The sequence below is a fragment of the Chryseobacterium phocaeense genome (assembly GCF_900169075.1).
Taxonomy (GTDB): Bacteria; Bacteroidota; Bacteroidia; order Flavobacteriales; family Weeksellaceae; genus Chryseobacterium; species Chryseobacterium phocaeense.
In genome coordinates, this window is record NZ_LT827015.1 from 2,383,209 (window position 1) to 2,402,815 (window position 19,607).

A 19,607-nucleotide genomic window follows, 5' to 3' on the forward strand; every position below is an offset into this window, starting at 1 on the left:
GTAGTACACTTTTGTAGTATTTACAGATCGAAAATTTAATACCACAGAATGAAAATTATTTCTTTCAAATTCTTTACTGATCCTGCATTCAGCATTTTAGAATAAAAAAAAGCCCGGATCTTTCCGGGCAGCGCATAGCAAATTTACAAGGATTAAAAAATAGATATGCTAGTTGACGTTTTCAAAATAATGGATCGTACCAACTTCCGGCAGATCATATTTATGGCTGGTAAAGTCCGTTCCCCGGTTCATGCTGTTTTCCAGAAATGAATTGCTGAACAGCGCATAAGACGGCTGTTCTGCAAAACCATTCTTAAGCATCTGATGGGCTTCCACAATCGTCTGACCGTAAAGTTTCTTAAAGTTTCCGATCTTGTATTGGGAAAATTTTCCATAATGGACAATGAATTTCAGGGACATGTCTATGGAAATGCTGAGCTCCTTCCTCAGCTCTTTGATTTTCCGGTTAAAGGCGTTCCGCATTTTCCAGAGTATTGTTGAAATGTTCTGGTAAGACGGCTGGTCATCATATCTGTAAAATAAAATGGCATCGCCTTCAATTTCTGAGATTTCAAAATACTCATCGTTTATATCGATCAGTGTAGATAGTAGTTGTCTTACAATATATTCTCCTGTATAAAGTTTTGTATTGAACACAAATTCTGTAAACCCGCTGAAATCAGGAATAAGAATGATACCCGCATGTATATTTGTATTCTTCATAATGTTTATAGTTTAAAAACCTGCTTCCCCATCATAGACGAAGCAGGTTCAATTTTACTTTACTGCCAGCCTCCTCCTACTGCTCTGTACAGGGAAGTGATGGCATTAAGCCTTTGTGCTTTCAGGGACGCCAGGTCCAGCTCTGCCTGAAGTTTATTGCTCTGGGCGATGATCACCTCTACATAAGTCGCTGAATTATACTTAAATAAAATATCAGCTTTTTTTACGGCTTCATTTGATTTTAAAGCCAGTCCTTCTGCAATTTTCTGCTGCTCTTCAAGCTTCTGGATCTGTACCAGCGCATCGGAAACCTCTCCTACGGCTTTCAGGACCGATTGTTTAAAATTAATTTCAGCCTGATCTGCCATTACTTTAGATTGCTCGTACTGTGTTTTCAGCTGTTTCCCGTTCAGAATAGGCTGTGCGATCATTCCTGCCGCCATTCCGAAAAGAGAACCCGGCACACTGAACCAGTGACTCGCCTGGAACGCATTCAAACCGCCCTGGGCTGTAATATTCAGGGAAGGATACATGCTTACTTTTGCTACGTGGATGGCGGCAGCACTTTTTCTTACTTCCAGTTCTGCACTTTTAATGTCAGGTCTGTAGCTTAAAAGTTCTGACGGGATTCCGGTTGAAATCCTGTCCGGTGACTGTACGTTATTCAGACTTCCGCTTCTTTCAATTTTATCCGGCATGGAACCTGTAAGCAGGCTCAAAGCATTTTCCTGAATGGCAATGGAGCTTTCAATCGCAGGAATAGATTTTACGATCTGATCTTTCAGGATTTCCTGCTGCTGTACGGCTAGTGCTGTTGTCAGGCCTAATTCCTGCTGTTTGGTTAAAAATTTCAACGTATTGTCTGAATATTCCAGATTGGATTTTGTGATCTGCAATTGCGTATCCAGCATCAGCAGATTATAATATCCCTGCACTACGGAAGCTACCAACTGGGTTTTCACTGCTTTTGCTGCTTCCTGGGTTTTAAGATAGTCTGCCAACGCCTGTTCTTTTCTTCCTCTGATCTTTCCCCAGATATCTGCTTCCCACGAAAAATTGAGAGATGTGGTATAATCTTCCGTATACTTTCTTCCCATAAACTGCCCGGCCATCATTCCGTTCATACTGTTATCCGAAGGACGGCTGATACTTGCATTCGCCAATGTCGCACTGATCGTGGGAACATTTCCCCACTTGCTTTGGTTATAGGCTAATGAGGCATATTCTATCTGCTTTAATGCGACAAGAAAATCGTTGTTCTGCGCCACTGCTTTATCAATCAGCTTTACCAGAACCGGGTCTTTAAAAAAGTCTTTGTAGCTTGTCTTTGCGATATTCTCCTGGGTGTCTGCGAGGAGGCTGTCACTTCTGAAAGTTTCAGGCATTTTCACTTCAGGACGCTCAAATTTCTGAACCTTGCAGGAAATAGCGGTCCCTGAGATCAATGCGATAAAGGCTATATTTTTAATTGAATTCATTGTAATACTCATTTGGATTAATACTGCCAGTCGGCTTCGGTTACTGTTTTTCCGCTCATTCTTTCATGCAGGGCCTGGAAGACCACAAAAAGTACCGGAACCACGAAAATTCCCAATACCGTTCCGAAGATCATTCCGGAAACCGCAGCAAATCCAATGGAATGGTTTCCTAATGCCGATGGTCCAACCACAAACAATAACGGAAGCAGTCCTGCGATAAATGCCAGGGAGGTCATCAGAATCGGGCGCAGACGGGCTTTTGCACCTTCCACTGCCGATGCAATAAGACTTTTCCCTGCTCTTCGGCGCTGTATGGCAAATTCCACAATCAGGATCCCGTTTTTCGCCAGAAGACCAATCAACATCACCAATGCAATCTGAACGTAGATATTATTGGAAAGATCTGCCATGGTAATTCCAACGAAAACTCCTGACAAGCCTACAGGAATCGCGATCAGTACAGCTAATGGAAGCACATAGCTTTCATATTGTGCCGATAAAAGGAAGAATACGAAGATGATACACAGTCCGAAGATCATCACCGACTGTGAACCGGCAGTCACCTCTTCACGGCTCATCCCTTTATAATCATAGGTATATCCCGGAGGAAGCACCTGCTTACTCACTTCTTCAACAGCTGCCATCGCCTGTCCCGAGCTATATCCCGGAGCTGCCATTACGGTTAAGTTCGATGAATTGAACAGGTTGAAACGGTCTACCACTTCTGCTCCGGTCACCTGTTTCAAAGTCACCAACGTATTGACAGGAACCATTTCGCCTGAGTTATTTTTAACGAAGATCCCGTTAAGAGATTCTTTATCCTGTCGTGTTTCCGGAGTAGACTGTACCAAAACCCTGTAATATTTCCCGAATCTGTTGAAATCCGAAGACTGGATACTTCCGTAATATCCCTGCATTACTCCTAATACATCAGAAACATTCACCCCAAGCTGCGCGGCTTTCACTTCATCCACAAGAACCTCAAACTGCGGATACGTCACATCAAAAGTGGTAAATGCCACTGCTACTTCCGGTCTCTGCATCAGTGCCCCCATCATTCCGTAGGAAATATTTCCCAAATTCTGAAGATCTCCGTTCGTACGGTCCTGAAGCACAAGCTCCATTCCGCTGGTATTTCCGAAACCGTCTACCGTAGGCGTGTTGATCACCAGGAAATTCGCCCTTTTATCCTGCGAAAGCATTCCCTGAACCTGTCCGATGATATCATTGATATTACTTACCTGTCCTCTTTCCTCCGTTTTTTTCAGTTTAACGAAAATAGAAGCTGCTGAAGACGACATAGAGCCGCTGAACAGATTCAATCCGTCTACCGAAATTACTTTTTCCACCGCCGGATTCTTCATCAGAAGATCTTCCGTATCAGAAACCACTTTGGTCGTTCTGTCCTTTGAGGCTCCCGGTGCAAGATTGGCGGTTACAATGATGAAACTCTGGTCTTCATCAGGAATAAATCCTTTTGGCGTAGTCATAGACATCCACGCAAACAAACCACCGAATGCTACAATAATAATGAGTGCCACCCATTTTCTTTTTAAAAGGAACAGTACTGCTTTTCCATACCGGAATGTGAGCTTATTGAAACTGGCATTAAAACCGGCAAAAAACCTTTCTTTGAAATTCATTTTCTCATGAGTTTCAGGATGGTGCTGCTTTAAGAATATCGCACATAAAGCAGGACTTAATGTCAAAGCATTAACCGCTGAAATGACAATTGCAATGGCTAATGTCAGTGCAAACTGCTGGTAAAACAACCCTGTAGATCCGCTCATAAATGCTACCGGAACGAATACCGCCGACATGATCAGCGTAATGGAAACAATTGCTCCTGTAATTTCACTCATCGCCGACATGGTCGCAGCCCTTGGGTTAAGCTTTTTATGTTCCATTTTAGCATGGACTGCTTCCACGACGACAATGGCGTCATCCACCACAATACCAATGGCCAGTACCAGGGCAAATAACGTCAGGATATTAATAGAAAAACCAAACACATTCATAAAGAAGAAGGTTCCCACAATAGATACCGGAACTGCAATAGCCGGAATCAGGGTTGAACGGAAATCCTGCAGGAAAATATACACCACGATGAATACGAGGATAAATGCTTCGATCAGGGTATGAATCACCTGGTCAATAGACTGATCCAGTGCCTCTTTTGTAGCATACGGAATTTCATATGCCATTCCTTCCGGAAAAGATTTCTCAAGTTCTTTCATTCTTGCCTGAAGCGCGATCTGCACTTCATTTGCATTAGATCCGGCCATTTGGAAGATCGCCATGGTTACGGACGCTTTTTTATTGAAGTTGGAAGAAACCGTGTAGCTGTAGGCCCCGAATTCTACTTTGGCAACATCTTTTAACTTTAAAACGGAACCGTCGCTCAGCGCTTTGATCACAATATTTTCATACTGTTCAGGTTCTGTGAATTTTCCTTTGTAGCGAAGCACATATTCCATGGCTTCTTTACTTCTTTCCCCGAATCTTCCGGGTGCCGCCTCCAGGTTCTGGGTCTGAATCGCTCTTGAAACATCAGATGGCGTCAGGTTGTAGGAAGTCAGTTTATTCGGATCAAGCCATACCCTCATGGAATAATCCTTGTTTCCGTACACCATGGCATCTCCTACTCCTTTTACCCTTTTCAGTTCCGGTACGATATTTATTTTAGCATAATTTTCCAGGAAAAGATCGTCCATTTTACCATCTTTACTGGTTAATGAAACCATGGCAATCATGCTGTTCTGTCTTTTCAGGGTGGTAATTCCGGCCTGGATTACTTCGGCAGGAAGCTGGTTCGTCACCTGGGCTACCCTGTTCTGAACATTAATCGCAGCCTGATCGGGATCTGTCCCCAGTTTAAAGATTACCGTAATGCTTAAAGTTCCGTCATTACTGGCTGTGGAGGTAATATAATCCATATTTTCCACCCCGTTGATGGCATTTTCCAAAGGCGGAGCCACCGATCTTGCAATGGTTTCAGCATTGGCTCCCGGATAAGCTGCAGTAACCATAACAGTAGGCGGTGCAATGTCCGGAAATTTTGTAATCGGCAGGTTGACCATACCGACGATACCCAGAATAACAAGCAACACAGAAATTACCGTTGCCAGTACGGGTCTTTTTATAATAGTTTTTAACATGATTTCTTCTTACGCTTTTTTCTGTTGAGCATTCTTTTTCTGAGCAACGACCGGAGTTCCCGGCTGCAGCCTGTCGAAACCGGTTACGATGTACTCATCGCCGGCTTTAAGCCCTTTGGAAATGATAAAGTTGTCACCTGCTTTTCCTGCTACTTCCACCGGCAGCATCGCGGCTTTCCCACCTTTAATGGAGAACACGAAAATTTTATCCTGGATGGTTCTGGTAGACGCTATCGGAAGCAGGACCACATTGCTGTAAAACTGATCCAGCACCACTTTCCCTGTATTTCCGCTTCTTAAGATATTTCCGGGATTCGGGAATTTTGCCCTCAATGTAATGGAGCCTGTGGTTTTATTGAACTGCCCTTCCACGGCATCAATTTTTCCGGTCTGCGCGTACTTTTCTCCACCTGAAAGCAACAGAGAAACCGCCGGAGTATTTTTAATGATCTCACCGATGCTGCTTCCTGCCTGTTTTTTCTGGAAATTATTGAAATCAGTTTCACTCATGCTGAAATAGGTGTATACCTCATGAATGTCTGATAAAAGCGTGATCGGCTGCTGGTTGGAAGGTGTCATTAAACTTCCCAGACGGTAATTGAACCTTCCGATAAAACCACTTACCGGCGCTTTGATGGTGGAAAAATTAAGGTTAATTTTTGCCGATTCTATGGAAGATACAGCCTGACTAACCGCACCTCTGGCCGCATTATAAGTTGCTTCAGCTTCTTTCACCTGGATCTCGGAAACCATTTTATTTCTTAAAAGCTCTTTCTTCCTATCCAGGTCTATCTTAGCGGTTGAAAGGTTGGCTTGCGCCGTAATCAGTGATGCCTGGGCACTTTTCATCTGCTCACGGAAGATCTGGTCCTCTATTTTAAACAGCGCCTGTCCGGCGTTTACATAATCCCCTTCATCTACGAAAATTTTACTTAAATATCCGGTAACCTGCGGTCTGATCTCCACATTGGAAACTCCTTCCACAGAAGCTGCATATTCTCTTGAAACAGAAGCATCCCCCTGCTGTACTTTCGCGGTCGGAAGTTCGGGTGCCTGCTGTTGATAAGCCTGGTTTTGATTACCTTTCCCACACGCCGCCAAAACGATCATTGAGAGGAAAAGTAGGGTCGATTTTTGAATAAAAAATCTCTGCATAACAATATTCCTTTTAAATTTACCCGGCAAAATTCGTTCGAAAAAAGTTCAAGCAAAATATTCAAAAAACTTCTTGTTTTGTCAAAAAGACTCCTGATTCATTAAAACATGACAAATGTCACTATAAGCCAATTATAGAATATATAAATAACAGATTTTAAAATTTTATATCAAAAAACACTAGATATTTAGCAAAAAGACATCAATACTCAATACCACAAAAACACAAAACATTGATTATCAATATAAATCATCTTTTTTGTATTCCAAAGGCGATCTTCCACTGTGTTTTTTAAAGAATTTGCTGAACGACGCCTGATCAGAAAAGTTCAATTGGACCGCCACATTATTGACATTAAGATTGGGATTTTTAAGAAGTAACCGCGCTTCCACAGCCAAAACCTGATGAATGATGTCGCGCGGTGATTTGAAAGTGGTTTTATTGATCACTTTGGTCAGGTATTTACGGCTGATGCATAGTTTATCTGCGTAGAACTGTACATTATGTTCATTTTTGAAATGCTCTTGCACCAGAATAAAAAAACTTGTGGTAAGCTCATCTTCCCGATGGGTTACCTGATGTGGCCTTTCGGTTTTTTTAAAATAATTGTCGATCTCATAGATCACCAGGGAAAAGTGATGCCAGATCATTTCGTTAAAGTAATAATTATCTTTCTCAGTATTATTCAGCGCTTTTAATTCATCAAGATGGAAATTCATTCTTCTGAACAAATCCATTTCTTTCCTGATGATTACTGCGGGATCTGAAGAAAGGCTTTTCATTACATCAACAGATCTGTAATTGAATCCTGCCTGGGAAATAAATTCAAGGGAAAAGAAAATATATTTTGACCTGTAGTCTTCGGAAATCTCTTCTATCCAAAATGTTTCCCCAAACGGACAAAAAACAACATCGCCCTGAGATACCTCATAACTTTTATCGTCAAGCCTGAAACGGATATCCCCTTCCTGCACCAAAAAAATACAGAAATAATCTGACTGATAGGGCGTGTTGAGTTTTACAGCATACGTAGCCTTATCAATCTCCATGACCACAAATTCCTTGATCCGGAGATCAAACTCCACCTGCTGAAGAAGCTCTTCAAAAGTAAACATGGAGACGAATTCCGGAGTTTCAGCAGTGGTTTTCTTGCGCATGGGAAGTGAATTTTGGTACGAAAGTAGTTTTTTTTGGTGAAAGGGCGAAAAGGTAAAAAGGCGAAATGGCTAAATCGCGAAGAAAGCTAAGGAAACAGAGAAAGTACAGGAAGCTAAGATGGTTGCGAAAGCAAATTCACTGATTTGCAAATTTGCCCTTTCACCTTTTTGCGATTTTGCTTATTTGCCTCCTTAGCTTTCTTCGCTTTTAGACTATTTCAACAATCAACTCCTTTTCATACCCATTATACCTTTCATCAATATAGCCGTGGGGATTGCAGATGATTTCGGTTTTTCCGATCGTATACCGGCAAGGCGTATGAATATGTCCGTGAATCCAGTACAGCGGTTGATGTTCTGTAATGAAATCTTCCATGTCAGATGCATAGGCAGAAGTCAGAGGATCTTCTTTATACTGTTCAGGTACTGACTTTATACTTGGTGCATGATGAGTAACAACAATATTTTTTAAACCTGCTGATTCTTCCAGACTCTCTTTTAGCCAGAGTTTTGAAAGCTGATGAATTTTAAACGTATCCAGTGTTCTCATTTTCGAATAGGACGGATCCCGTCTGATCATTTTATAATCATTCATTTTGGGCTGACAGATCATCCCATAATTAACCGGGTTTCCAAATATGGAAAAGTCCGTCCACAATGTTGCTCCATGAAAACGGATCCCGTCTATATCCACAGATTCATTTTCAAGGACAGAGATATTTGATCCTTCGGAGGCTTGCCTGATTTTATTTAACGTTTTTGGATAAGAGCCTTTATAGTATTCATGATTTCCCAGAACATAGATGACCGGCTTATCTTTTATTTTAGATTTGACCCAGTCAATTCCTTTTGTACCCAGGTTGATATCTCCAGCCAATACGACAACGTCTGCATGATCAAAAGATAAATCTGTAGATCCGAATTCCTGGTGAAGGTCGCTGATGATCTGTATTTTCATAGTGCTAAGATAGAGAAAAGCGAAAGGGCTAAGGAAGCAAAGAAGGCTAATGAGGCTGAAAAAGTTAATTCGCTAATCTGCAAATTTGCCTTTTTGCCCTTTAGCGATTTTGCCTCTTTGCCCTTTAGCCTTCTTTGCTTTCTTTGCTCAATTAGCTTATGAAACTACTATTTCCACCTGCCCGCTCTTTAAACTTCTGAAAATAAAGTACAAGAGCATTCCGATAGCGATCAGCGCGTATCCAACCAGGATTATTATGCTTAAATCTCCAACGGCATATTTTGACGGAAAGATCTGGCCCATTAACGTCATGAATGATAATCCGATTCCTGCACCCAGGAAATAACTGGTAGAACTTAAACTGGATGCCACGCCATAGTGGGAAGGTTCTACATCCTGGATTCCCATAACGGAAAGTGCCGTAAAGCAGAATGTCATTCCTATACCTGAAATGCAGGCGGCGCCCAGTAATACCATCGTTACCGGATGTCCTGTATAAACGGCAATCAGTAATGATAAAGCACCGGCAAGCATAAAACTCCATCCGAAAACACCCATTTGGGAAGAACTTAATCTTTTGGAGACATGGGGCAGTACAAATTTGGCAGCCAGTGCAGACATGATACTGAAAGGAACCAGCATCAGCCCAGCTGAAGCCGCCGTGTGGCCCATATCTTTCTGAAGCATTAGTGAAATCAAAAACAAAAATCCTATGAAAAATGCTCCCAAAGTGAAAAACACCGCATTGGAAATCATCAATGAACGATGTCTGAACAAGTTCAGGTCAATCAGTGGCTGGGAGATTGATTTTAATCTTCTGAATACTACCGTTAAAAACAATACCGAAAGTACCAGAGAACCCACAATTAACAGAGGATTTTCTTTGATATGTACCAATTCGTGTGTTCCGTAGGTAAGACTTAAAAGACCTAAAACCAGCAGCATTCCTGAAACAAGATCTGTTTTTTGCCCGGCTTCACTTTTTTCATCAGCAGGCAGATATTGGTATGCAAAAACCAAGGTGATGAGAAGAATAGGCACGTTGATCAGGAATACCCAATGCCAGCTCAGATAAGTACTGATAATTCCTCCTACCGAAAGCCCGCTTCCCGAACCGATGGCAGCAAACGAGCTGAAAATTCCGATGGCCCGGTTACGTTCCTGCTCACCTCTGAAGGTATTCGTTACAATGGATAATGCGGAAGGCATAATCAGGGCTGCTCCCAATCCCTGCAGGGCGCGGAAGATGGCCAGCACTTCAAAACTTTGTGAAAGTCCGGCCCCTAACGAAGTCAGCATAAAAATCAAAGCTCCGATAAGGAAAATCTTTTTTCTTCCTATCTGGTCCGAAAGTTTTCCGCCAATAATAAGAAATCCTCCAAAAAACAGTACATATAAAGTCTGCAGCCACTGTACGGTCTCCGCTCCGATATGGAACTGCTCCTGAATGGAAGGAATCGTTAAATTAATGATGGCAATATCCAAAGCCTCTACAAAAGTTCCTACCGATGCTAAAATTAATATTAAGTTTTTCCTTGTATCCATCTGTTCAAATTTCCTGCAAAATTAAGTTTAAAAGAACATATGTGAAAATTATGTGCTAAATTTGGAACAAATTAATTATTTAAACAAAATACAAAGAACAAATACACTAATACGAGTAATTACCGCTTTAAAAACAGAACAAATGACCACAGAACAATACACCCCCGATGAAAAGGACCTTTCCATCCTCCGCCTGCTTCAGAGAGATGCCAAAATGAGTGTGCGTGATATTTCGGCAAGGATCAATTTAAGCCCAACACCTACCCATGAACGGATCAAACGGATGGAAAAGCTGGGAATCATCAAGGAATACACTACGGTACTGGACCGCAAAAAAGTGAATAAAGGCATGATGGTGATCTGTATGATCGCTCTGAATGTACACAATAAAAAAACAGCAGGGAGATTCATTGAAGAGGTCGGGAAACTGAAAGAGGTGGTTGAGTTTTACAATATAAGCGGGGATTTCGACTTTATGCTGAAAATTCTGGCCCCGAATATGGATGAGTTCCATGAATTTTTCGTGAATAAGCTGTCCGAAATTGAAGGAATCGGGCAGACGAAAAGCATCTTCGTGATGAACAGTATTAAGGAGAGCGGGCAGATTTTGTGAAGAGGAAAAGAGAGATGGGAAGAGGGAAGCTGGAAGATGGGAGCTAATCCCCGTCTGTTAATTACCGGCAGTGTGTTTATATAAACTTTCTAATTTCATAAAGCCTTGAAATTCCATTAAAAAGGGCATTAATTGTTTTTTCTCCTTTCAGTAACTTCAATCTTCCAGCTTCCCTCTTCCCTTCTTTTAAGAATCTTTTAATACTTATTTTTTTTCATTCTGTTCGGGATTGAGTAAATTGAATTCCCATTTAAAATTACAGATTATGCCCTGGAATCCTGAAGTCTACAATCAATTTAAAAATATACGTTTCAAACCATTTTATGATCTTGCGGAACTGATTACCGAAGAAAAAGAGATGAAAGCGGTAGATCTTGGCTGCGGAACAGGTGAACAAACCGCCATCCTGACGGAAAAATTTCAGAATGCTGAATTTACCGGAATAGACTCTTCTCCTGAAATGCTTGAAAAATCCAAAGCTCTGGAAAACGAGCGTTTACATTTCAAAATGGCAACCACGGAAGAAATGCTGGATAGCGACGAAAACTGGGATCTGATCTTCAGCAATGCCGCTTTACAATGGTCTGACCACCATCACGAGCTGTTTCCCAAACTCATTTCCAAACTTAAGTCCGGCGGCCAATTTGCTGTGCAAATGCCCTACCAGCCGGGTAATACACTGAATAAAATACTTTTTGAACTGGCTGATGCTGAACCTTTCCGCACACAGCTTAATGGCTGGAACCGCCCTTCCTCCGTTCTTACCATTGATGAATATGCACAAATCCTGTTTGATAACGGACTTGAAGATCTGAATCTTTCACAAAAAGTATATCCTATTATCGCTGAGGATCATGACACTTTATTCAACTTTATTTCCGGATCAGCACTGATCCCGTATCTGGAGAGACTTGATGAGGAACAGCAGAAATCATTCACCGCAGAATTTAAAAGGCGGATTGCGGTGCATTTTCCAAAACTGCCGGCTATTTATGCTTTTAAAAGAATCCTTATGTATGGGAGAAAAAAATAGAATCAGGCTGCCCTAAAGGGCAGCCTGATTTAGATAATGTATTTTTTTTGAAACATTAAGATTTGATTAAGGAGCTAAGAATCATTAAGAAAAAATCTGCAGATTTTTTTAAGCAGGGTGACCTTCTATCTTAATATTTTTACATTAAACCGGCTACTGTATTAATGCTTGTTTTATGTAATTGGGGATTTTCTTCAAGGTATCAGTCAGGATGGTATCGCTGCCATTGATTGTAAAGTTTTTTTCATTTAAAAAATAAAGATGGGCTTTATAGTCTTTTTTTTGATGCTTGTAATAGTCTTTGATGGTTGAAGGATTTTCCTTATAAATCACATTGATCAGGCTGTCTATCTTTACACCGGGAGATGTTTTTTTTGAGACGAGCCGCCAGTCGTTTTCATTCAGTTCTGCATTCGGGAAAGGATTTAAACCGACCGTTTGAACTGCTGCCGGAGTTTCTGAAACCGTATTGGCAGCATCCACCATATCTGTATTGCTGTTTTCAATGACTACAGGTGCTTCTGTGGGGAACACCATTATTTTACCGCCGTCAAAAAATATAATGTAAGATGCAGCGCCCGCCGTCAATAGAAGGAGAAGACTCCAGAAAGCTATTTTATAACCGTTGAGTTGGACTTCTTTCTTCTCATGGTTTCTTCCGCCACTAAATCCTTCAATGCTGTTTCTTAAAACCGGTGCTGTATTCCTCTGATTTAACGGAGATGAAGTGCTCACCGCACTAATCGTTACCACCTCTTTACTCCGTTTGATTGTATCTGAAAATACTTTCCTGTTCTCCAGATGCTGCCTCTTGACAGATTCCACTTTCCCATCGGATTTTAATGTACTGATCAGGTTTTCAATATGCTTATGATAGCCGTCAAATTCCTTATTAACGATATTGATTCCTTCTTTGGATTCCCGAATCTTCTCTTCATTTTCCTGATGCTTTCTTTCATTCTGGCCGATCTGATGATGGAGCTGATCGAGAATCTTTTTCCGGTCTGCTTCCAGGTTGTTTTTTTCCTGTTCCAGATCCTGGATGTAAGCATTGAGCAGCCTTGATTTTTCTTCATCGGATTTCCGGATCTCACGTTCAAAACCATCGAGGTCTACAATTTTAAAGATCCCTTTCTGCTGAACAAATTCGGCCACTTCATGGTTTCCCGTAAAATAGATCATATCGTACGAATTCAGCAGTCCCATCCCTTTGGTAAAAAGCTGCTGCAGCTGGGATGCATTGATTTCGCTGTATACCACCAGAAAATTATTTCCCATTTGCGCGGTTCCGCCATCTTCCGGTTCGCGGGCGTTCAGACTTATTTTATCATAATCTTTGGGCTTATCGATGGAAAATTTATCGGAATGGTTAATGGCAATAGTTCCGTCCGTCACATTATGCTTTTCCAGGTATTGGTGGAATTCATCCAAAACATCTACAATAATGCTTTCTGAAGCGGTTTTATCGACAAAAATAAGACTTGAACCGATAAACGTTCCTCCCCGCTGGGAATTCTGTTCTTTGGCAAAGGTATACACGGAATAGGAAATAAGAGACGATGCTCCGGCCGCCTCCTTACGCATTCCATAGATCCGGCTGCCGGGAAAAAGCTTGATGGCATCTGTTTTTAAATCGTAAGTTCTGATGTGTCTCACGATGTCTGCATTTCCTCCCAGGAAGTAAGACTGGCGGAACCCGTTCGGATTTCCGAAGGTCCCGAATGCGGAAAAAAAGTAAGTAGTATCCATCAATTGCTGAAACTAAATTTTAACCGTTCCCAAAATGTTCCCTCATAATCCAGATCATACCCGGTAATGCTTCTGTAGAGCCACTTTGACAAAACTTCAGCGGTAGACAGGTTGAGCAGGTTTACTCTTTCCTGCCCTACGGAATTCTGGACGCTCCCGATGGTGTAATAGGATTTGCTCAGCCCGTAGGTATTGATTCTCTGGGCGGTCATTGGCAGCCGGTCTGAAATAAAACCTTCCAGTTCTTCTGCACTTTCCACATCCATTCTTCCGGATTTGTCCCATTTGGAAATCACCAGGACTGCATTGACTGATTTCAGGTTTTTCCCTTTTCTTTCGAGCTCATCAAGGAATTCATTGATCAGGCTGTCTTCTTTGTGGGCCGAATCATAGCTTGTTACAATGATAAAGGTAAGCGGAACATTGGCATTTAAAAACGACTCGATACTGCTGTGATAGCTGCCTCCCCTTCTGATCTGGTTATGATTTTCCCCTGAGGTTTCCAGGAATGTAAGATCAATGGGAACCACCTTTTTTGATTTATTATTCGGCTCAAAAACCAGGTCAAGACGCGTCACCTGATCCCGTGTGGTACGGTTGGGCAAAATTCCCTGCCTGATGTTTTCAAAAAAATCCGACAGAAGAACGTTGGCTTCTTTGGTATTGGGCGTTCCAAGCTTTGGTCTCAGTACACCTGCATGGGATTTGAGATAATAAAGCATGGAAGAAAGAATCACCGATTTCCCCGAATCCGCAGTTCCGAAGAAAAACACGAAATTACTTTCCTTATTTTTGATATCGTTTGAAATGGTTCTTGCAATGGGAACAAAATCTTCAGGGTTTTCCTGGTCGTTTTCGAAGGACAAAGGCCTGAACATTTCCCCGGTCCCCTCATTTTCAAAGGACAGGGGTTTGAATTTTTCGCTGTTATTTTCCATGTTTTATTTATTCGGAATTAAAGTATTACCGCTTCTTTTAGTCGTAAAAACACTGCCCCGGTTATTTCTGTTATTGTCCGGGTTAGTGACCAGCAAAATGATAATCACGATCACAAAATCAAGTAAAATACATCCGGCCAGCACCACAAACTGGTACATCCCGAAGTTTTTAATGGCATGTTCAAAGGCAAAACCGATCTTGCCCACTTCCTGGGTCTGAGAAACCAGAGGCTCAAAATGGATTTTATCATTTCCCAGAACATTCTGGGCCCTGCTTCCCAATTTGTTATATTCCGCAAGGGATTCATCTATAACACCCTGTGATAGCTCATCTTTTTCTCTTTTGGACAGCAGTAACAGATCCTGGATCTTTTTGTTCCATTTCAGGGCTGCATTATTCAGGTCTGTTTTCAGGGCTCTTTCTTCCGGTGAGAGGTCAGAGATCATATTATCAATCTGGTGGCCCATTCTTTCTGAAAGATCTGCATAGTCGTTTCCTACAGGAGTCAGAAGATCCACTTTCTGATCCGTAAGTTTCTCAATGTCCTTGATAAGCGCCTGGGCACGGGTTCCGATTCCTTTATTCCCGGGATCTTTGATTTGCTCCATCAGCTGTTTTTTCTTGATCTCAATATTCTGGGTGGTGATCTTGTTGTATTTGTAGCTCAGCTTTGATTCCACATTATTTTCAAGAGCCATGAAGCTTTTATTGATTTCCCTGAGTTCATCGGTATAGATATCCGTTTTCATAAATCGGGTGTACAGGGCATTAAAGTTGGCAATAAAGCAAAAGGAGGCTATAAATACATAAATTCCCACCAGGCTTCCGGTAGGTCTTCCTTCCAGCTTGGCATTGCGGAGCATCCAGCAAAGGAACAGAAGCAGGAGGGATAAAACCAGGGCAATAACCAGTGAGGCAGGTCCAAAGATCTGCTGCAGCCCCAACCAGGTCTGATAGAAGCTTACGCTGATTAGCAGGAGTGCAAGAATCCCCAAAAAGAGATCTGCAGGAGTCGTTTTTTTATTCATAATGTTTGAGTTGTTGTTTTTCGTTTTTTTATGGTTCGAAACTACAAACAACCTTAAAGGAAACATTACGGGAAGCCGTAAAGCATTTTTTTATCTGAACTGTAAAAAAATATATCAAAAACCATTTTCCTTTAAAATCCCCTATTGAAAAGGGTTTACAAATTATTAGATTAAAACAATAAAGTCCATAGAAATTAAAAATAATTCAACAAAACAGCTTTATCATTGAATTACACACTACAATAGCCAAAATAAAATCACATAAACGTGATTAAAAACAATTTTCAATAATAATATTTCATACATTAGTGACAACTAAAACCATCAAATTCAAAATTTATGAGAACACCATTATTATCCATGAAAAGTGGCCTGGCAGCTGCTATGGTCCTTTTAACAGGCATCGTAAGTGCCCAGCAGTGGCAAATTACCGGAAACGCAGGAATCACCCCTGCCAATTACGCCGGAACCGTAGATGCGCGGGCTTTTTTCCTTAGAACTAACGGAGCATCGGCGAATCCGGGACAGGCTATCCTTAATGAAGCCGGTTCTTTCATTGTAGATGCCGTAAACAATTCCAATGTCGCCAAAGTAAAAGGAAGCATTGTGACCGGAAGTGGGAATATTCTTGGCGGAGGGGCCGGAAGCTCGCTGGTGAGCGGCTGGGAAAACGACCTAAGCAATGGCGGAGGTGCTAATGTGGTAGGCGGACAGGCCAATGCCGTGCTGAATGGCTCAAGCAAGTCTGTTGCCCTGGGCTGGAAAAACATTATCAGAAACCACAACCAGTTTGCTTTGGGTGTAGGGATCGACCTTAAAGATGTGTATTCCGGAGGATTCGGGATTGATCTGATGGCAACGGGAAACCGCTCTTTCGTAATCGGGGCCGGAATAGGAAGCGCAAAACTGACGAATAATATTCCACTGTCCATCATGTTCGGTCTGTCTTCCACTTCCACCATGCTGATCAAAGACAAAAGCGTAGGAATCCTCACTCTGGCACCAACAGCCAATTTCCACACGGTAGGAACAGTAAGACACGAAAATCTGCCTACAGGAAGCGGAAATGCCCTGGTAGTAGACGCCAGCGGAAATGTAATGGTTTCCACCACTCCACTCAGCAAAATGGGATCTGCCGATGAAACCATTCAGGAACTGGAAGACCGTATTAAAAACCTGGAAAATACAGTAGAAGAACTCAAGCAGCTGCTACTGAATAAAAATGGTGCGTCTGCGGAACTGTCTTCATCAGACGTTGCAAGGTTATCGCAGAATGTTCCCAATCCTACCCAAAACGGAACCAGCATCAGCTATTACGTTCCCAACCATACAAAAACAGCAAGTATTGAAGTCTACAATATTTCCGGCCAGCTGGTAAAATCCCTTCCGCTTCGTGAAAAAGGAAACGGCACCATCTCACTGTCCGGCTCCGACCTGCCATCCGGTCATTATATTTACAAAATGACTACGGACGGAAAGGTAACCGGTTCTAAAAAAATGGTTATTAAGGATTAGATTCTTGATATATATATTTTTCAAAAAACGGCTGAAGAGGGAGCTCTTTGGCTGTTTTTTGTTAATAATCTTGTATCTCCAAAGATCATAAAGATCTTAATCGATTTCTCTGTGATTCGGAGATATGTAAGATACATCTAATATCTTGAAAAATGTACTGTCCTTTTCGATTACGCTTGCTTTGATTTTTTCGATGAAAGGTTTTACCTCCGAAACTTTATTTATTTCGGAATAATCGAAAATCAATTTATCTATCCAGACCTCATCTCCTTCTTCGGTAAGTGCCAGATTATTATTAAACTCTTTTTTTAATCCTATATAAAGTGTCTTTTCACTATCAAAATAAAAGCTAATATTATAACCATCTGCTTCTTTATTTATTTCAAGGTTTTCACCCCAGAAATATGCTGAATCCTGACATTTGTGATTATGAAGCAAATTAATTCCAAACTCCTGTATCAACTGCTCAATAAGTTCATTACGATAATTATCAATCATAACCTTACTGTACCATGCACTCGGTCTTATGACAAAAAAGTGTTTCCATAACCATTTGACTTTATTAACTCCATCATTCTGCATCCAGATATGAAAATGATTATCTTTATAAAGATTAGTATGGGCAACCCTAAGCTTTTCATCATCTGTATCCAGTTTTGACCACTTTTTTATTGTATCAAGAATATGTGCAGCTATTAAATTTTCGTCCAGATTTAATAATCCACGAATTGCTTCCATCACTTCAGTATTTCTTCGGAGATAGGTCTTCCAGTTAATTATTGTACTGGAAAAATTGAATGTCAATAATTTATTCCAATCTGTAAAAGATGCTAAAATGTACCTCATTATACCATGATGTTCATCTTTAAGAATTTCATTGGGTCTGTTTGCAGAAAAAAGGTATTTAAATTTTATGAATCTTTCCTCCAGAATAGAAGGAGAATCAGCTTCGTTCATAAGAACTGAGATGTTCCCCTGTAACATGCCAAAGCTTTCTGCGCTCAGGATAATTTCTTTCCAATTATTCTTTTCGTCAGATAAAAGTATAGCTTTCTGCTTTTCCTCTTTGAGCTGTATGCTATGAATATTCCTGTTATCGTTTAGTAAATAATCAAGGTTGCCACCTGCAAGTTTCACCATTATATCAGAAGAATAGCCTGCAATCTCTCTTATGAATTGCATCGCTGCTTTATTCGCTCCTATACTTCTGATATCTGGATCAACAATAAGATTCCATACAATTCTGATCCAGTCTTTAAATGCAATAAGTTCAAAAAATTCATTATTTTCTGCGTAAACATTTACAGCATCGAAAAGCATCCTGTCATCCATTGTAAATCTATTGTCTTTATCTTTTTTAAAGACATCCCATGAATATCCTATTTCCCAGGTAGGCTGAACATTTTCAAATACTTCGAAGCCGTGTTTGGAATAGAAATCAAGAAGTTTCTCCAGCTTCAAAATGAATTTCTTTGAAATGAGTGCTCTGTAAAATTCAAAATTAGAAAAATACATTTCTTTTTCCCTGAAAAGGAGTGATGTGTAAACTGCGTCATTCAAAAGATCCGAGGCAGTCCCTTTATATGATAAAATGTAGTCATTAATCAAAATGCGATGTATAAACCTAAAAAAATAAGGATCTATCGTCTTTTTTTCTTTGGGCTCGTTTTTAGCTTTTTTCCAGAAGAAACGGGACCATTTGTTGTCAAATTTTACGGCAATATTATCACAGTGTAGAAGAATATCTCCGTTTTCATTTTGTATTTCATCATCAAATTCTCCACAGTTTTTAACCCAACCTATTAAATCTGCTTTAAAATTTTCAAAGGAAGAAAGCAGTTTTCCTCTTGCATTCAATTTTATATACAAGTCATCCGTTAGCTTAAACTGATCCATGGGAAGTACATAAAAAACAATTTTATCCAGATTAACATGCAGTAAATTTTCTGGTTGAATACCGGTATATATTGTATGAATAGTCTCCAGAGTGTTCAGCACAGCATCGATAGTAGGATCAAGCCGAAAGTAATCACTGAACCAATATGCATTTTTTATATCTTCTTTTGGGTTATCTGTAAGCGTAAATCCAGCGAGTTTCTCAAAGAATCTCCTTGATGTATCTCTTGTTTCGTAAGAGAATTTTGTAAGCATTTCATCATAATCAGAATCTGGACCACATTCTTTTTTTATTATATACCAGTGGAGAAGAAACAATGTTGTAAGCCTTTGCTGCCCGTCTAAAGGAAGAAATACGGTTCCGTTTTTCCGATTTAAGGAGCCATATATAAAATCTAACTTCAATATTTCTCCGCTCTCAAGATGTTGAAATAATTTAATGATAAATTCTTCCCGTAAATCTTTATTAGCAACTCTTCCCTGAGCATAATCTCTTTGTATTAAAGGAATTTTCAGCACAGAAAGAATATCGCCAGTTTCATTATCACCATCTGTTTGAGTGGTATTATAGACAGCCTCATAACAGTAATCATTTTCATTATGTATTACTGATGTAACAGATCCTGTGAGGAAGCTCTTTAAATTGTATGTTCTCATGT

14 protein-coding genes are annotated in these 19,607 nt (G+C 40.7%); 3 read left to right on the plus strand and 11 right to left on the minus strand.

Features of this window, described 5'->3' with window-relative positions; all coding sequences use genetic code 11:
- Window positions 1-168: 168 nt before the first annotated feature.
- From B7E04_RS17550 to B7E04_RS17580, 7 genes are all read right to left on the minus strand, one after another.
- Window positions 169-723 (minus strand): DUF2652 domain-containing protein, encoded by a 555-nt coding sequence (locus tag B7E04_RS17550; protein WP_080779843.1) that lies wholly within the window; start codon window positions 721-723, stop codon window positions 169-171.
- A 59-nt stretch (window positions 724-782) separates the two neighbouring features.
- Window positions 783-2,201 (minus strand): efflux transporter outer membrane subunit, encoded by a 1,419-nt coding sequence (locus B7E04_RS17555; RefSeq protein WP_080779845.1) that lies wholly within the window; start codon window positions 2,199-2,201, stop codon window positions 783-785.
- Between the two features lie 17 nt (window positions 2,202-2,218).
- The gene (locus B7E04_RS17560) at window positions 2,219-5,359 is read right to left on the minus strand and encodes an efflux RND transporter permease subunit (RefSeq protein WP_080779848.1); all 3,141 of its coding nucleotides are present in this window, start codon (window positions 5,357-5,359) and stop codon (window positions 2,219-2,221) included.
- A gap of 9 nt (window positions 5,360-5,368) precedes the next feature.
- On the minus strand, window positions 5,369-6,514 hold the full coding sequence (locus tag B7E04_RS17565; protein WP_080779850.1) for an efflux RND transporter periplasmic adaptor subunit: 1,146 nt from the start codon (window positions 6,512-6,514) through the stop codon (window positions 5,369-5,371).
- A gap of 240 nt (window positions 6,515-6,754) precedes the next feature.
- Entirely contained in the window at window positions 6,755-7,672 is a 918-nt protein-coding gene (locus tag B7E04_RS17570) for a helix-turn-helix domain-containing protein (RefSeq protein WP_080779855.1), read from the minus strand.
- 208 nt (window positions 7,673-7,880) lie between these two features.
- Window positions 7,881-8,630 (minus strand): metallophosphoesterase, encoded by a 750-nt coding sequence (locus tag B7E04_RS17575; protein WP_080779858.1) that lies wholly within the window; start codon window positions 8,628-8,630, stop codon window positions 7,881-7,883.
- 156 nt (window positions 8,631-8,786) lie between these two features.
- Entirely contained in the window at window positions 8,787-10,175 is a 1,389-nt protein-coding gene (locus B7E04_RS17580) for an MFS transporter (RefSeq protein WP_080779860.1), read from the minus strand.
- 142 nt (window positions 10,176-10,317) lie between these two features.
- Between B7E04_RS17580 and B7E04_RS17585 the strand changes: the two genes are divergently transcribed.
- Both B7E04_RS17585 and B7E04_RS17590 read left to right on the plus strand, forming a co-directional pair.
- Window positions 10,318-10,788 (plus strand): Lrp/AsnC family transcriptional regulator, encoded by a 471-nt coding sequence (locus B7E04_RS17585; protein WP_080779861.1) that lies wholly within the window; start codon window positions 10,318-10,320, stop codon window positions 10,786-10,788.
- A 265-nt stretch (window positions 10,789-11,053) separates the two neighbouring features.
- Window positions 11,054-11,821, plus strand: a complete 768-nt coding sequence (locus tag B7E04_RS17590; protein ID WP_080779864.1) for a methyltransferase domain-containing protein — start codon at window positions 11,054-11,056, stop codon at window positions 11,819-11,821.
- 153 nt (window positions 11,822-11,974) lie between these two features.
- Here B7E04_RS17590 and B7E04_RS17595 read toward each other — a convergent pair whose 3' ends face one another.
- From B7E04_RS17595 to B7E04_RS17605, 3 genes are read right to left on the minus strand one after another with little or no spacing between them, the layout of a single operon-like run.
- Entirely contained in the window at window positions 11,975-13,570 is a 1,596-nt protein-coding gene (locus B7E04_RS17595) for a coiled-coil domain-containing protein (RefSeq protein WP_080779866.1), read from the minus strand.
- Complete coding sequence (locus B7E04_RS17600) at window positions 13,570-14,508, minus strand: hypothetical protein (protein WP_080779867.1); 939 nt, start codon at window positions 14,506-14,508, stop codon at window positions 13,570-13,572. Before B7E04_RS17600 ends, B7E04_RS17595 begins: the two co-directional genes overlap by 1 nt.
- Window positions 14,509-14,511: 3 nt before the next feature.
- Window positions 14,512-15,537, minus strand: a complete 1,026-nt coding sequence (locus B7E04_RS17605) for a hypothetical protein (protein ID WP_139785434.1) — start codon at window positions 15,535-15,537, stop codon at window positions 14,512-14,514.
- Window positions 15,538-15,876: 339 nt separating this feature from the next.
- On the opposite strand from B7E04_RS17605, the gene B7E04_RS17610 reads away from it, so the two are divergent.
- Entirely contained in the window at window positions 15,877-17,052 is a 1,176-nt protein-coding gene (locus tag B7E04_RS17610; protein WP_080779870.1) for a T9SS type A sorting domain-containing protein, read from the plus strand.
- A 96-nt stretch (window positions 17,053-17,148) separates the two neighbouring features.
- Here the strand turns inward: B7E04_RS17610 and B7E04_RS17615 are convergent, their stop codons facing one another.
- Entirely contained in the window at window positions 17,149-19,605 is a 2,457-nt protein-coding gene (locus tag B7E04_RS17615; RefSeq protein WP_080779873.1) for a DUF262 domain-containing protein, read from the minus strand.
- Window positions 19,606-19,607: the final 2 nt, after the last annotated feature.